The sequence below is a fragment of the Streptomyces sp. NPDC005494 genome (assembly GCF_042872025.1).
Lineage (GTDB): Bacteria > Actinomycetota > Actinomycetes > Streptomycetales > Streptomycetaceae > Streptomyces.
Map to the genome: position 1 here is coordinate 509,222 of NZ_JBIAJR010000001.1, position 14,239 is coordinate 523,460.

General features: G+C 72.5%; 11 protein-coding genes. 4 read left to right on the top strand and 7 right to left on the bottom strand.

Translation table 11 applies throughout. From position 1 onward, the window contains the following. Nucleotides 1–98 precede the first annotated feature (98 nt). The 5 genes from ACFYQ6_RS02305 to ACFYQ6_RS02325 all read right to left on the bottom strand — a co-directional run bounded on the left by ACFYQ6_RS02305 (nt 99) and on the right by ACFYQ6_RS02325 (nt 6,621). On the bottom strand, nt 99–1,319 hold the full coding sequence (locus ACFYQ6_RS02305; RefSeq protein ID WP_361570620.1) for an MFS transporter: 1,221 nt from the start codon (nt 1,317–1,319) through the stop codon (nt 99–101). Nucleotides 1,320–1,497: 178 nt separating this feature from the next. Further along, a complete protein-coding gene (locus ACFYQ6_RS02310; RefSeq protein WP_361570623.1) occupies nt 1,498–2,685 on the bottom strand; it encodes a Cmx/CmrA family chloramphenicol efflux MFS transporter in 1,188 nt (395 codons plus the stop codon). 292 nt (nt 2,686–2,977) lie between these two features. Continuing rightward, a complete protein-coding gene (locus ACFYQ6_RS02315) occupies nt 2,978–4,009 on the bottom strand; it encodes an endonuclease/exonuclease/phosphatase family protein (protein ID WP_361570626.1) in 1,032 nt (343 codons plus the stop codon). A 167-nt stretch (nt 4,010–4,176) separates the two neighbouring features. Next, nucleotides 4,177–4,911: a TetR/AcrR family transcriptional regulator gene (locus ACFYQ6_RS02320; RefSeq protein ID WP_361570629.1), complete on the bottom strand. Its 735-nt coding sequence runs from the start codon at nt 4,909–4,911 to the stop codon at nt 4,177–4,179. A gap of 99 nt (nt 4,912–5,010) precedes the next feature. Then, nucleotides 5,011–6,621, bottom strand: a complete 1,611-nt coding sequence (locus ACFYQ6_RS02325; protein ID WP_361570632.1) for an MFS transporter — start codon at nt 6,619–6,621, stop codon at nt 5,011–5,013. A 201-nt stretch (nt 6,622–6,822) separates the two neighbouring features. Between ACFYQ6_RS02325 and panB the strand changes: the two genes are divergently transcribed. From panB to ACFYQ6_RS02340, 3 genes are all read left to right on the top strand, one after another. After that, a complete protein-coding gene (gene panB / locus ACFYQ6_RS02330) occupies nt 6,823–7,710 on the top strand; it encodes a 3-methyl-2-oxobutanoate hydroxymethyltransferase (protein ID WP_361570634.1) in 888 nt (295 codons plus the stop codon). Nucleotides 7,711–7,820: 110 nt separating this feature from the next. Next, on the top strand, nt 7,821–8,843 hold the full coding sequence (locus tag ACFYQ6_RS02335; RefSeq protein ID WP_361572346.1) for an ATP-binding cassette domain-containing protein: 1,023 nt from the start codon (nt 7,821–7,823) through the stop codon (nt 8,841–8,843). Continuing rightward, nucleotides 8,840–9,697: an ABC transporter permease gene (locus tag ACFYQ6_RS02340; protein ID WP_361570637.1), complete on the top strand. Its 858-nt coding sequence runs from the start codon at nt 8,840–8,842 to the stop codon at nt 9,695–9,697. Before ACFYQ6_RS02335 ends, ACFYQ6_RS02340 begins: the two co-directional genes overlap by 4 nt. Before the next feature lie 2 nt (nt 9,698–9,699). Here ACFYQ6_RS02340 and ACFYQ6_RS02345 read toward each other — a convergent pair whose 3' ends face one another. After that, entirely contained in the window at nt 9,700–13,026 is a 3,327-nt protein-coding gene (locus ACFYQ6_RS02345; protein WP_388759881.1) for a BTAD domain-containing putative transcriptional regulator, read from the bottom strand. Nucleotides 13,027–13,162: 136 nt separating this feature from the next. Between ACFYQ6_RS02345 and ACFYQ6_RS02350 the strand changes: the two genes are divergently transcribed. Further along, entirely contained in the window at nt 13,163–13,975 is an 813-nt protein-coding gene (locus tag ACFYQ6_RS02350; protein WP_388759883.1) for a site-2 protease family protein, read from the top strand. Here ACFYQ6_RS02350 and ACFYQ6_RS02355 read toward each other — a convergent pair. Beyond that, nucleotides 13,972–14,160: a hypothetical protein gene (locus ACFYQ6_RS02355; protein ID WP_361570646.1), complete on the bottom strand. Its 189-nt coding sequence runs from the start codon at nt 14,158–14,160 to the stop codon at nt 13,972–13,974. The genes ACFYQ6_RS02350 and ACFYQ6_RS02355 overlap by 4 nt on opposite strands. Nucleotides 14,161–14,239: the final 79 nt, after the last annotated feature.

A 14,239-nucleotide genomic window follows, 5' to 3' on the forward strand; every position in this document is an offset into this window, starting at 1 on the left:
TGTTCCAGCTCCCGGTCGCAGGGCGCATCGCGCGTCCCCGCCGCCGTCGTGTTCCAGGGCCCGTCGCCCCGCGTGGGGAAGCGACAGGGCCGTCCGGCTCAGGCCTCGGAGGAGCGTGCCTCCGCGTACTCACGGGTCTCGGTCCGGGCGCCGGACGCCACGACCCGCGAGGTGCCCGGGGTCCGGTCCAGGAAACCCGCCGTGACCGCAACGGCGAGGCCGGCCACGGCCAGCACCGCGCCGACCAGGGCCGGGGACGTCCAGCCCCAGCCCGCCGCGATGGCGACCCCTCCGAGCCAGGCCCCGCCCGCGTTGGCGAGGTTGAAGGCGGAGTGGTTGGAGGCGGAGGCCAGCGTGGGCGCGTCCTTGGCCTTGTTCATCACGAGCATCTGGAGCGGCGTGGTCGTCATGAACCCGATGCCGCCGAGCAGCACGACCATGACCAGGGCCGCCCACTGCACGTGCACGGTGAACGGGAAGACGACGAGGACGACGGCCAGGGCCCCGAGCGACCCGTAGAGGGTGGGACGCAGCGCCCGGTCGGTCAGCGGTCCAGCCGCCAGCGCGCCCAGCGTCATGCCGATGCCGAACAGCGCCAGGACGAGCGTCACGGAGGATTCGCCGAAGCCCATGGCCTCGGTCGTCATCGAGGAGAGGTAGGAGTAGACGGCGAAGACACCCGCGAAGCCGAGGACGGCGGTGAGCAGGCCGAGCATGACCTGCCGGTTGCCGAGCGCGCTCAGTTCACGGCGTACGTTCTGGTGCGCCTCGACGGGGATCTGCGGTACGAGCCGGGCGAGCGCGGCCATCGCGCCCAGCCCGATCACCGCGACGACCATGAACGTGGCGCGCCAGCCGAGGTGCTGTCCCAGCAGGGTGGCCGCCGGTACGCCCACGATGTTGGCCACGGTCAGGCCGAGAAACATCGTGGCGACCGCGCGTGCCTGCCGGCCGTCCGGCACGAGGCGGGCGGCGACGACGGCGCCGACCCCGAAGAACGCGCCGTGCGGGAGCCCGGCCAGGAAGCGGCCTGCGAGCAGCCAGCCGAAGTCGGGGGCGAAGGCGGAGGCGACGTTGCCGACCGTGAAGACGGCCATCAGCAGCAGGAGCATCCGCTTGCGCGGGATCCTGGAGCCGAGACCGGTGAGCAGCGGGGCACCGACGACGACGCCGATCGCGTACGCCGAGACGAGGTAACCGGCGGTGGGCACGGACGTTCCCAGATCGTCCGCGACGTTGGGCAGCAGGCCCATCATCACGAACTCGGTGGTGCCGATGCCGAAGGCGCTCACAGCGAGGGCGAGCAGGGCCAGGGGCATGGGGAGAACCTTTCGGGCAGGGGCCGCCCGGACCGTTCGGATCCGGGTGGCGGTGGTGTGAGTGCGGGAGCGTCGGCTTCATTGCCGGAACGGGTTATGTATCCCGTCGGAACAAAGTCTCTCAGACGTTTTATGCCCGGACGTGAACATGCCGTTGCGCCGGGGTGTGATCTGGGCGTCACTCGGTGGGTGCGCCTGCCTCGGCGCGGGCCGGCAGGACCCGCCCCGAGGACACCGACAGCGCCCCCGCGGCCGCGAGGGCCGCGCACATCAGCAGGGCGCTCACCCAGACCGGTGCGCGGAAGCCGAGGCCGGCGCCGAGGGCCAGGCCGCCCAGCCAAGGACCGGCCGCGGCACCGACGTTGAAGGCGGCCGTCGCGAAGGAGCCCGCCAGGGTGGGGGCGTCGGGGGCCAGATGGAAGACCCGGGTGATGAGTGTCGTCCCCGTACCGAAGGCCAGCGCGCCCTGGAGCAGCACCAGGGCGAGGGCCGCGGCCGGGTGCGCGGCGGTCAGGGCGAGGGCGGCCCAGCCCAGCGCCAGCGCGGCCATGCCGATCCCCGCGACCGCGTGCGGGCGGGCGTCGGCCAGCCGTCCGGCCAGGGTGACACCCGCGAACGAGCCGACGCCGAACAGCGCGAGCACCAGGGGCACCCACCCCGCGCCGAAGCCCGTGACCCGGGTGACCAGCGGTTCCAGGTAGGAGAAGGTGCAGAAGGTCGCGCCCTGTACGAGCGCCATCACCAGCAGGGTCAGCAGCAGCCGGGGCCGGGCCAGGGCGCGCAGTTCACTGCGCGCGCTCACCTGCGGCACTCCGTCGGTCCGGCCCTTCGGCACGGCGAGAAGCAGCGCGACCGCCGCGGGTACGGACACCAGGGCGACGGCCCAGAACGCCGAGCGCCAGCCCCAGAGTTCACCGAGTGCCGCCCCCGCCGGGACGCCCACCACGCACGCGACGGTGACCCCGCCGACGACCACGGCGGTGGCGCGCGCCCGCTGGTGCGGACCGGCCATGGCCAGTGCGGTCACCAGCGCCACCGCCCAGAAGCCGGCGTTGGCGAGCGCCCCGGCCACCCGGGTGGCGAGCAGCACCCCGTAGCTGGAGGTCAGGGCGCCGGCGACGTGGACGGCGACGAAGACGCCGAGGAAGAACAGCAGCGCCCGCCGGCGGGGCCAGGCGCGGCCGGCCAGGGCGGTGAGCGGCGCGCCCACCACCATCCCGACCGCGAAGGCCGAGGTCAGCAGCCCGGCGGCACCCAGCGAGACGTCCAGGTCACCGGCGATGCCCGAGAGCAGGCCGGACAGCATGAACTCCGATGTGCCCTGGGCGAAGACGGCCAGCCCGAGCACGTACACAGCGAATGGCATGAGAAGGAACCCCTTGTGCGGAACCGTCGGAGGAACGAGCGGTGTGCAGGGGATGCGGGCCGCGCCCGTCGTCACGCGCGGGAGCGCGAGGACGGCGACACGGTGGAATGTCCGGTGTTCCCACGGGACATGAGGATCGGCCCACACCGCCGAGGAGGATCCGGCGGTGCCGACGGCGCGACGGGGGAAGCCGGGTGACCGCTGGGGTCAGAGGCTTGCGGCGTCACGGGCCGGCCACCGGCGAACCGGCGGCCGGAGTCTGTCGGACTCGGGGCTGGACATGGGGGCGAGCCTACTCGGTCCCGAGCCGCACACGGGCCGCGATCGGGAGGTGGTCGCTGTCGGTGGCCGGGAGGGTCCAGGAGGCCATGGGCTCGACGCCCCTGACCATGATCTGGTCGATCCGCGCCATCGGGAAGGCCGCGGGCCAGCTGAAGCCGAAGCCGTCGCCCGCGGCGCCCTGGGTGGAGCGCATCTGGGCGGTGACGGCGTTCAGCGAGCGGTCGTTCATGGTCCCGTTCAGGTCGCCGAGCAGGACCACCCGGTCCAGCGGCTCGTCGGCGATCGCCTCGCCGAGCGCGTCCGCGCTGTCGTCCCGCTGGTTGGCGGTGAAGCCCGCGTGCAGCTTGACCCGCACGGAGGGGAGGTGGGCGACGTACACCTTGATCCGGCCCTCGGGGGTGGTGACCGTGGCCCGCATCGCGCGGGTCCAGCCCAGCTTGATGTCGACGGGGCGGGAGTCCGACACCGGGTACTTGCTCCACAGGCCGACCGTGCCCTGTACCGAGTGGTACGGGTAGCGGTCGGCGAGCGCGTCCTCGTAGGCGGCGACCTTGCCGCCGGGCAGTTCCTGGAGGGCGACGACGTCCGCGCCGGAACCCGCGACCTGCTGGGCGGTGCCCGCGGGGTCGGGGTTGCCCGCGTTGACGTTGTGGGTGGCGACGGTGAGATCGCCGCCGGTGCCCGACTTGTCGGCGAACAGGAGGCCGCCGAAGAGGTTGAGCCAGACCGCGACCGGCAGGACCAGGGCGATCAGCGCGGTGGCGGAGCGCCGGACCAGTCCCAGGACCAGCAGCAGCGGCACGAGGACGCCGAACCAGGGCAGGAAGGTCTCGATGAGGCTGCCGAGGTTGCCGATGGCGTTCGGGATCTCGGCGTGGAAGACCATCACGAGGGTAAGCAGCACCGAGCAGAGCGCGAGGAGGATCCCGCGCCGCCAGATGCCCAGGTCGGAGGTCAGTCTGCGGCGCAGGGCCTGGAAGCGGGTGTCCGGCCGCGGACCCACGCCGGCGTTCTCGGTGTCCGCCCTGTACGCCTGCACCATTGCGCTCGTCCTCACTGCCTTGCCTTACACATCACCGCGCCTCACGACCCTAGGCGATGGGTGACCTCATTCCCGCCGTCGACGACGGCCGTACTGCCATCAGGACGACCGAAGCGGCGTGGTGGGTTCCGGCGGGACGGGTGGACGTACGGCTTGTGACAGAACGATCACACAGGCGTGGCCTTCGGCTCACCGGCCGTGATCTGCTGTTCCGCCGCCCGGGGCGCGAGGCCCTGGAGCAGGGTGCCGATGATGCGGTCGGCGAGGTCCTCGGGCAGGGGCGCCTCGGGACGGTGGACGGTGCGTACGAGCATGGGCCCCAGGAACAGGTCGTCCATGAGCTCGACGTCGAGGTCGTCGCGGAGCTCACCCGCGTCCACCGCCCGCCGGACGGCGGCCAGCATCGCGACGCGCCGGGGTGCGATGACGGTGGCCTGGTACTCGGTCCACAGCCGCGGGTGTTTCTTCATCTGGACGAAGACGTTGTGCAGCAGGGCGGAGGACCGCTGGGCGAGTCCGCGCGTACGCATGGACTCCAGCAGCACGCGCAGGTCGTCCAGGCCCGCGTCGCCGGAGACGGTGGGATCGGCGGGCTCGATGTCGCGCAGGACGTCGACGAAGAGCTCCTCCTTGCCGCTCCAGCGGCGGTAGATGGTGGCCTTGCCCACCCCCGCCGTCCGGGCGATGCGTTCGATGGAGAGACCGTCGAGGGTCTCCCCGGCCTCCAGCAGCTGGACGACGGCGTCCAGGATCGCCCGCTCCACGGCCGCGCTGCGGGGGCGGCCCCGGCGGGGCTCCGCCTCCTGGCAGGGCGGGGCGGGCGGGGCGGCCCGGTCATCGGCGGGGCCCTGTGCCCGGCCCCCGGCCTCGTCCCGTGCCGGGTTCTGTGCCGCCTGACCCACGTGGGCCGCCTCTCGCTGCGCCTGTCCGCCGTTCACTGTTCCGCCGTCCGTCCCGATTCTCGCCGACCGGCGGGTGCCGGGGCGAACGGCGGGGCCGGGTCAGCGCTGGTGCACCGGCTCCTCGGCCGGGGCTCCGCCGCGCGTCCGACCGGCGTCCTGGGCCGGCTGCCTGCCCGGGAGGAACGCGGCCACCACGACGGCGCCGATGAGCGCGACCGCGGCCGAGCCGAGCGCGGTGACGTGCATCGCGCCGATGAAGGCGTCGTTCGCCGCCGCGACCAGCGGCTTGCCCGCGGGGCCCAGCTTCTCCGCGACGCCGAGGGTGGCTTCGATGGACTCACCGGCGACGTCCCTCGCACCGGCCGGTACGGCGCCGAGGTGGCCCTCGATGTCGCCCCGGTAGACCGTGGAGAGCACCGAGCCGAGTACGGCGATGCCGAGCGCCCCGCCGACCTGGCGGAAGGTGTTGTTGATCGCGGAGCCCGACCCGGCCCGCTCGCGGGGCAGGGCCTGCATCACGGCCACCGTGACCGGCGGCATGATGTGGGCCATACCGGTGCCCTGGACGAAGAAGACCACGCACAGCACCCACAGGGGCGTGTCCGCGCCGAACAGCGCGAAGGCCGCGAGACCGGCGGCGACGAGCAGCATGCCGGCCGTGCAGACCGCGCGGGCGCCGAACCGGTCCACGACCAGGCGGGCGCGCGGAGCGAAGATCATCTGGGCGGCGGCGAGCGGCAGGATCAGCAGCCCGGACTGCAGCGCGGTGTAACCACGCACGCTCTGGAGGTAGAAGGCGGAGAAGAACGTGACGCCCATCAGCGCGAAGAAGACCAGCGCGATGGCGGCGACGGCGGCGGAGAAGGCCGGCTTCCTGAAGTAGGAGATGTCGATCGACGGGTGGTCACTGCGCTTCTCGTGCCAGACGAAGGCCGTCAGGACCAGCAGGCCGCCGATCAGCGGTGCGAGGACGGTGACGTCGGTGAAGGAGGCGAGTTCGCCGCCGCGGATGATGCCGTAGACCAGCAGGACCAGGCCGACGATGGACAGGACGACGCCGAGCGGGTCGACGCGGCCGGGGGCGGGGTCCTTGGAGTCGGGCACGAGGAGGGCCATGGCGACGAGCGCGACGACCACCACGGGCACGTTGACCAGGAAGATCGAGCCCCACCAGAAGTGCTCCAGGAGCACGCCGCCGGTGATCGGTCCGATCGCGATGCCGAGGCCGACGCTGCCGGCCCAGATGCCGATGGCCTTGGGCTGCTCGTCGCGCTCGAAGACGTTCATGAGGACGGCGAGGGTGGCGGGCATCACGAACGCCGCGCCGAAGCCCATCAGCGCGCGCCAGGTGATGAGTTCACCGGGTGTGGTGGAGAGCGCGGCGAGGCCGGAGCCGATGCCGAAGACGAGGATGCCGGCCAGCAGGACCTTCTTGCGGCCGATGCGGTCGCCCAGCAGTCCGGCGGTGAACAGCAGCCCGGCGAAGACGAGCGTGTAGGAGTTGATCGCCCACTCGAGCTCGCTCTGGGTGGCGCCGATGCCGGTCGGCGCGGGGCTGGCGATCGTCTTGACCGCGACGTTCAGGATCGAGTTGTCCAGGACGACGATGAGCAGGCTGAACATGAGGACGCCGAGGATGGCCCAGCGGCGGCGGTGGACCGCCTCCGGGACGCGGGGCGCGGCGGCGGGAGCGCCGGACGGTATGGACATGGCCACGACTTTATCCGCATTCCGATACGAGACCGTCTCGTATTGGAAAGTCTTTACCCGGTCGCCCCGCACCGTTCACCGGTGCCGCCGTTCGGGCGCCGCCGGTGGGCCCACTTCACGGGAACGGCCGCGGGATGCCACCATGGAAGGGATCCGGGGACGCCGTCAGGGCGCCTCGAGATGACGAAGGAGCCGTTGGCCATGTCGCTTCAGGCTGCGCAGAACCAGCCCGCCACTCCCCCCGCGGGCCCCACTCCCGGTGCGGGCAAGGCCCTGTACGGGGGCAAGAGCACCCGCCGCATCAGTGTCCACGACATCGCCGCCGCCACCGAGCGCGGCGAGAAGTGGCCCATGCTCACCGCCTACGACGCGATGACCGCGTCCGTCTTCGACGAGGCCGGCATCCCGGTGATGCTCGTCGGCGACTCCATGGGCAACTGCCACCTCGGTTACGAGACCACCGTCCCGGTCACGATGGACGAGATGGCCATCCTCTCGGCCGCCGTCGTACGGGGCACCAAGCGCGCCCTCATCGTCGCCGACCTCCCCTTCGGGGCGTACCAGGAAGGCCCGGTCCAGGCCCTGCGCAACGCCACCCGGCTGATCAAGGACTCCGGTGTCGGGGCGGTCAAGCTGGAGGGCGGCGAGCGCTCGCACGAACAGATCCGGCTGCTCGTGGAGGCGGGAATCCCGGTCATGGGCCACATCGGCCTGACCCCGCAGTCCGTCAACGCGATGGGCTACCGCGTCCAGGGCCGCGGCGAGGAGGCCGCCCAGCAGCTGCTGCGCGACGCGAAGGCGGTGCAGGACGCGGGCGCGTTCGCCGTCGTCCTGGAGCTCGTGCCGGCCGAGCTGGCCGCCGAGGTGACCCGCATCCTGCACATCCCGACCGTCGGCATCGGCGCCGGGCCCGAGACGGACGCCCAGGTGCTCGTCTACACCGACATGGTCGGGCTGACCGGCGGCAAGGTGCCGCGCTTCACCAAGCAGTACGCCGACCTGCGTCAGGTGATGACCGACGCCGCCAGGGAGTACGCCGAAGAGGTCGTCGGCGGCACCTTCCCCGCGCCGGAGCACACCTTCCACTGACGCACCGCTGACCACTGCCGCACCACCGACAGCCCGCCGACTTCCCCCATCGGCGGGCTGTCGCCTGCTGTCACCGACATGTCGGTGACTTGTCGGTGAGCGCTGGTGTGATGGTCTGCATGACGCGAAACGACAAGAACCTCATCAGGGGCGGCACCAACGCCGTCGAGGTACGGGGGCTGGTCAAGCACTACGGCACGACCAAGGCACTGGACGGCGTGGACCTCGACGTACGCGAGGGAACCGTCCTCGGCGTGCTCGGTCCCAACGGTGCCGGCAAGACCACCCTCGTACGCTGCCTGTCCACCCTGATCCAGCCCGACGCCGGGCACGCGGTCGTGGCGGGCTACGACGTGGTGAAGCAGCCGCGCCAGCTGCGCCGCACCATCGGCCTGACCGGGCAGTACGCCTCGGTCGACGAGAAGCTCTCCGGCTGGGAGAACCTCTACATGATCGGGCGCCTGCTCGACCTGCCGCGCAAGAAGGCCAGGGCCCGCGCCGACGAGCTGCTGGAGCGCTTCTCGCTCACCGACGCGGCGAAGAAGGCCGCGATGGACTACTCCGGCGGCATGCGGCGCCGGCTGGACCTGGCGGCGTCCATGATCGGCAGCCCGGCCGTCCTGTACCTCGACGAGCCGACGACGGGGCTCGACCCCCGCACCCGCAACGAGGTCTGGGACGAGGTGCAGCGGATGGTCGCGGAGGGGGCGACCGTGCTGCTCACCACCCAGTACATGGAGGAGGCCGAGCAGCTGGCCAGCGAGCTCACCGTCATCGACCAGGGCAGGATCATCGCCCGCGGCGGGGTGGACGAGCTCAAGGCCAAGGTCGGCGGGCGCACCCTGCAGATCCGCCCCTCCGACCCGGCCGAACTGGCCGCGATGGCGCAGGCCGTGCGGGAGGCCGGTCTCGACGGCGTCGCGGGGGCCCAGGCGGTCCCGGACGAGGGGCTGCTCCACGTGCCGATCCTCAGCGACGAGCAGCTGACCGCGGTCATCGGGCTCCTCGGCACCCGGGGCTTCTCACTCGCCCACGTCGCCACCGCACTGCCCAGCCTGGACGAGGTGTTCCTGGCCATCACGGGCGACAAGGCCACCGTCACCGACACGAACCCCCAGGAGGTCGCGGCATGAGCACGACGACTCTGACGCCCACCCCCACCGGCGCGGGCACGTCCGCGCCCTCCGCGAAGCTCCACGACGAGGGCCGGATCGGTCTGCGGAACAACCTGCGGCACATCGGGGCACTCGTACGGCGCAACCTGCTCCAGATCAAGAAGGATCCGGAGTCGATGTTCGACGCACTCCTGATGCCGGTCATCTTCACGCTGCTGTTCGTGTACGTCTTCGGCGGCTCGGTCGGCGGCAGCATGGGAGGCGGCCGGCAGGAGTACCTCAACTACCTGATCCCGGGTCTGATGGCGATGATGGGCATGAACATCGCCATGGCGGTCGGCTCCGGTGTCAACGACGACTTCCGCAAGGGGGTCATGGACCGGTTCCGGACGATGCCGATCGCCCGCTCCTCGGTGCTCATCGCGAAGATCGTGGTCGAGCTCGGCCGGATGATGGTCGCCACGCTGATCCTGCTGGCCATGGGCTTCGCGCTCGGCATGGAGCTCCAGGAGTCGGTGCTCGGGCTGATCGGCGCGATCGCCCTGTCGGCCGCGTTCGGCGCCGCCATCATGTGGATCTTCATCCTGCTCGGACTGACCATGAAGACGGCTCAGGCCGTCCAGGGAATGGGGATGCTCGTGCTGATGCCGCTCCAGTTCGGTTCGTCCATCTTCGCGCCGACGCAGACCATGCCCGGGTGGCTCCAGACGTTCACCGACTACAACCCGCTGTCCAACCTGGCCGACGCGGCCCGCGCCCTGATGATGGGCGGCCCGCTCGCCCACTCGGTCTGGGTGACGCTCGGCTGGACCGTGGTGATCACCGCGGTGATGGCACCGCTCGCGGTGGCCAAGTTCCGCAAGAAGTCCTGACGTCACTGCTCGTCCAGGTACGCCTGCAGCAGGGCGGTGGCCTCCTCCAGGGTGAGGCCGCCGCCTTCGGCGTACGCGGCCCGGTAGGCGACGTCGTCCGTCAGGCCGGCCCGGACGACGGCCTCCGCCCTGGAATGGTTCAGCCGCTCCGACTGCGTGGGGACGTATCCCTCGGGGAGCAGCCTCGCGTGGAGGCCCAGCAGCCGGGCGGCGTCGGCGGCACGCTTCTCCCCGCCGATGCCGGCGAGCGCCCAGGCGACGGTGACGAGGTGGATGGCGGTCATGTGCGGGGCGACCATCTCCGACATGGTGTCCCTGGACCGCTCCAGTGCCTGTACGGACCTGGGCAGGGCGATGCCGTAGAGCCCTTCCAGGTTGTCCAGCCACGCCTGGATGCCCAGCACGAACCCCTCGAAGAGCGCCACCGCTTCGGCCGCGAACAGCTCGCGCAGCACGTCCAGGTGCTCGCGCGCCTCGGTGACGCGGCCGGTCCTGCCCAGCCACATCGCGAGGTGCATCCGGGCCACGGGCCTGGCCTCGGCGCCGGACCAGCGTTCGTCGGCGAGCAGTTCGCGCAGGATGCGCTCCCCCTCCTCCCCACGGCCGGTGTCGCAGAGGGCGCCCGCGTACCTGGACCGCAACACCGCGACCTGGGCGTCCGCCCCGATCTGTTCGGCGTAGGCGATGCCCGCGCGGAAGTCCTCGGCGGCGGCGGCGCTGTCACCGCCACGTTCCCTGGCCTCGCCCCTGGAGGCGAGGGCCTCGGCGGCACCCCAGGCGTCCCCGAGACGCAGGAAGATCTCCAGGCTCTCGTCGGCGTCCCGCCCGGCCTCACCGGCCCAGTCGGGCCGGTTGGCGAGCGCGTTGGCGCGCAGATGGAGGGCGGTGGCGAGCTCCCATTCGTCACCGAGGTCCCGGCAGGTACGCACCCTGCCGTCCAGGAGCTCACGGAACTGGCCCACCTCTCCGGTGAACATGACGGCGAACAGCCACAGTGAGCCCGGGGTCCGGCAGGCCTGCGGCTGCCCCGGACGGTAGGTGCGGGCGATGGTCCGGAGCCGGTCCAGCCCCGCTTCCGTGACCCACTCGTCGGCGTTGTGGTCCATGTTCGCCAGCTGGACCAGCCGCACCCCGCGCCGGGCCTCCTGCAGCTGCTCCTCCGGCATCGGCGGCGGGCGGTCGGTGCAGCGTTCGTACAGCGAGGGGACGGGCGCGGCGGGTTCGGTGAACGGGTCGGGGCCGAGAGCGGCGACCGCCTCCGACCACAGGCGCGCCTCGGTCCGCAGGTCACGCATCTGCCAGTACCAGAAGAGGCAGTGCACGAGGCAGAGTGCCTCGTGCTCGTCCCGCGCGGCCACGGCACGCCGCAGGGCGGTGCGTACGTTCTCGTACTCGCGCAGGAACAGGGCGAGCGCGGCCCTCTGTTCCGATCCGCGGAGCCGGGGATCGGTGGTGCGGGCGAGCTCCCGGTAGTGGACGAGGTGACGCCGTTCCGCGGCGGCGCGCTCCCCGGACGCGTCGAGGTGTTCCGCGGCGTACTCGCCGACGGTCTCCAGAAGGCGGTAGCGCATGTCGCCGTCGTCCCCGGGCACGGCCACGACCAGGGACTTGTCGACCAGGGAGCCGAGCAGCGGCGCCACGTCGCGGGCGTCTCCCGTCTCCGCCCCCGGCAGGGAGCAGACCTGCTCCGCCGCGGTGAGGTCGCAGCCGCCCGCGAACACCGACAGCCGGCGCAGGACGGCGCGTTCGCCGTCGTCGAGCAGGTCCCACGACCAGTCGACGACCGCGCGCAGGGTCTGCTGGCGTGGGAGGACGGTGCGGCTCCCGCTGGACAGCAGGCGGAAGCGGTCGTCGAGACGGTCGGCGATCTGGCGCGGGCCGAGCATCCGCAGCCGGGCGGCGGCCAGTTCGATGGCGAGCGGAAGGCCGTCGAGCCGGTGGCAGATCTCCGCGCAGGCCGCGGCCGTGCCGGCGTCGGCGTCGACCCGGAAACCCGGCCGGGCCGCGGCGCCTCGGTCGGCGAACAGGCGCAGGGCCATGGGGTCGGGCAACGGGCCCAGGGGGCGCACCAGTTCGCCGGGGACGCCGAGCGCCTCACGGCTGGTCGCGAGGACGGTGAGACCGGGACAGTGGGCGAGGAGGTGGTCGGCGAGCCGGGCCGCGGCCGTGACGACGTGCTCGCAGTTGTCGAGCAGCAGGAGCATGCGCCGCGGGGCACAGTGGTCGGTGAGATGGGCCAGCGCGGTCCCGGCCCCGGAGCCGCGTTCGACGGCGCGGATCCCTTCGGCGCCGGCACCGCGCAGCACGGTCTTGCGGGCGCCCAGCGCGCTGATCACGGCCTCGGGCACGGCCTCCGGGTCCTCGACCGGGGCGAGTTCGGCCAGCCATACGCCGTCCGGCCACAGGGAGGAGACCGTCTCGGCGGCCTCCTGGGACAGCCGGGTCTTGCCCGCCCCACCGGGACCGAGCAGGGTGATCAGCCGCGCCCGGGTCAGGTCCTCGCCCAGGGCCGCGAGGTCGGCCTCGCGCCCGACGAAGCTGGTCAGCCTGGCCCGCAGGTTGCCCTGGGGCTGGGTACGGGGGCCGGGAGCGGGGGCCCGTCCGGGCTCGTCCTGGCGGAGCAGCTCACCGTGCAGGGCGCGCAGGGCGGTACCGGGGTCGGCGCCCAGGCGGTCGGCCAGTACGGTGCGGACCTCGTCGTAGGCGGCGAGCGCCTGGGCGGTGCGCCCGGCGTCCCGCAGCGCCCTGATCCGCAGGGCCTGGAGGGGCTCGTCCAGCGGGTGGTCGGCGCAGAGACCGGCGAGTTCGGGCAGCGCCTCCTCGGGACGGCCCTGTACGAGGACTGCCTCGATCCTGGCCCTGCGCGCGTCCAGGCGCAGGGCCTCCCACCGCGCCGCCGCCACGGCGCGGTCCGGCAGGTCGGCGAGGGCCGGTCCGCGCCACAGGGCGAGCGCCTCGTCCAGGAGGGGGGCGGCCTTCACCGCGTCGCCCTCGGCCATCGCCCGTACGCCCTCGCCCGCCAGCCGCTCGAAGCGGTGCAGGTCGACGGTGTCCGGCTCGGCGGCGAGGCGGTAGCCGTTCTCCGCGGAGACCACCGCCTCCCGCCCCAGTGCGCGCCGGAGCCGGCCGACCAGTGCCTGCAGGGCGCCCTGGGCGTCGGCGGGCGGGTCGTCGGCCCACACCTCGTCGACGAGCACGCCGGCCGGGACCGTGCGGCCCGGCCGGAGCGCGAGCACGGTGAGCAGGGCGCGCAGCCGCGCCCCGCCGAGGGCGACGGCCGTGCCGTCGGGGCGGAGGACGCGGGTGGTACCGAGGATGCCGTAGTGCACGCGCCCATTCTCCGTGACGGCTCGCGGGCTCGTGGAACTACCACCCGCCCACGAGACGTTCACCGCGTGCCACCGCGTACCCTCGGGGGCTCGTCGCGATCCGCCGGCCACCGCCCAGTCCTCAGGAGTTCCGCCGATGACCACCGCGTTCCGCCGCCCCAGCGACCGGCGGGTCAGTCCGGTCTTCCTGGGGATCGTCGCCGTCATGGCCGTCTCGGGCTGGGCGGTGTGGACGGGCTTCGCCGAGCAGACCGGCTTCGCCGTCTTCCTCTTCGTCACGGCGGCCTGGATCGTCTCGCTCTGCCTCCACGAGTACGCCCACGCGCGCACCGCGCTGCACAGCGGTGACATCTCGATCGGGGCGAAGGGCTATCTGACCCTCAACCCGCTCACGTACACCCATGCCCTGCTGAGCATCGTGCTGCCCGTGCTCTTCGTGATCATGGGCGGCATCGGCCTTCCGGGCGGTGCCGTCTACATCGAGCGGGGCCGTATCAGCGGGCGCTGGAAGCACAGCCTGATCTCGGCGGCCGGGCCCCTGACGAACGTGCTGTTCGCCGTCGTCTGCACGGCGCCGTTCTGGCTGGGCGGGCTGGACGGTGTCCCGCTGCCGTTCCGGCTCGCGCTCGCCTTCCTGGCACTGCTCCAGGTGACGGCGGCGATCCTGAACTTCCTGCCGGTCCCGGGGCTCGACGGCTACGGCGTGATCGAGCCCTGGCTCTCGTACAGGATCCGGCGCCAGGTGGAGCCGTTCGCGCCGTTCGGGCTGATCGCGGTCTTCGGGCTGCTGTGGATCCCGGAGGTCAACGGCGTGTTCTTCGACGCGGTGGACGCGCTGCTGCGTGGCCTGGGCGTCAGCGAGGTCGAGACGTACTGCGGCCTCGACACCTACCGCTTCTGGCAGGAGTGGTTCGGCGACCAGGACCCGGGCTGCGCCCTGGTCCGCTAGCGGGCCGCGGCCTCGGCGCGGGACTCCGCCTTGTGCTTGCGCAGGTAGAACCACGCCATGTTCGAGGAGAGGCCGGCCAGCAGCACCCACACGATGCCGAGGAAGCTGCCCTCGACGAAGGAGACCACGGCAGCGGCGACGGCGAGGACGCAGACGACGAGGGAGTACAGAGCGAGGCGGGGCATGAGGGCTGGGTGCTCCTGTCCGGGGATGGTGCGCGGTCCTCCCCAGTGTCCCTCATGCCCGTTTCGGCTCCGAGCACGG

What these genes read in the sequence shown, in the direction of transcription:
- ACFYQ6_RS02305 (WP_361570620.1), bottom strand. Translation starts at nt 1,319, where the DNA reads ATGCCCCTGGCCCTGCTCGCCCTCGCTGTGAGCGCCTTCGGCATCGGC.
- ACFYQ6_RS02310 (WP_361570623.1), bottom strand. Translation starts at nt 2,685, where the DNA reads ATGCCATTCGCTGTGTACGTGCTCGGGCTGGCCGTCTTCGCCCAGGGC.
- panB (WP_361570634.1), top strand. Translation starts at nt 6,823, where the DNA reads ATGTCGCTTCAGGCTGCGCAGAACCAGCCCGCCACTCCCCCCGCGGGC.
- ACFYQ6_RS02355 (WP_361570646.1), bottom strand. Translation starts at nt 14,160, where the DNA reads ATGCCCCGCCTCGCTCTGTACTCCCTCGTCGTCTGCGTCCTCGCCGTC.
- ACFYQ6_RS02350 (WP_388759883.1), top strand. Translation starts at nt 13,163, where the DNA reads ATGACCACCGCGTTCCGCCGCCCCAGCGACCGGCGGGTCAGTCCGGTC.
- ACFYQ6_RS02325 (WP_361570632.1), bottom strand. Translation starts at nt 6,621, where the DNA reads ATGTCCATACCGTCCGGCGCTCCCGCCGCCGCGCCCCGCGTCCCGGAG.
- ACFYQ6_RS02315 (WP_361570626.1), bottom strand. Translation starts at nt 4,009, where the DNA reads ATGGTGCAGGCGTACAGGGCGGACACCGAGAACGCCGGCGTGGGTCCG.
- ACFYQ6_RS02340 (WP_361570637.1), top strand. Translation starts at nt 8,840, where the DNA reads ATGAGCACGACGACTCTGACGCCCACCCCCACCGGCGCGGGCACGTCC.
- ACFYQ6_RS02335 (WP_361572346.1), top strand. Translation starts at nt 7,821, where the DNA reads ATGGTCTGCATGACGCGAAACGACAAGAACCTCATCAGGGGCGGCACC.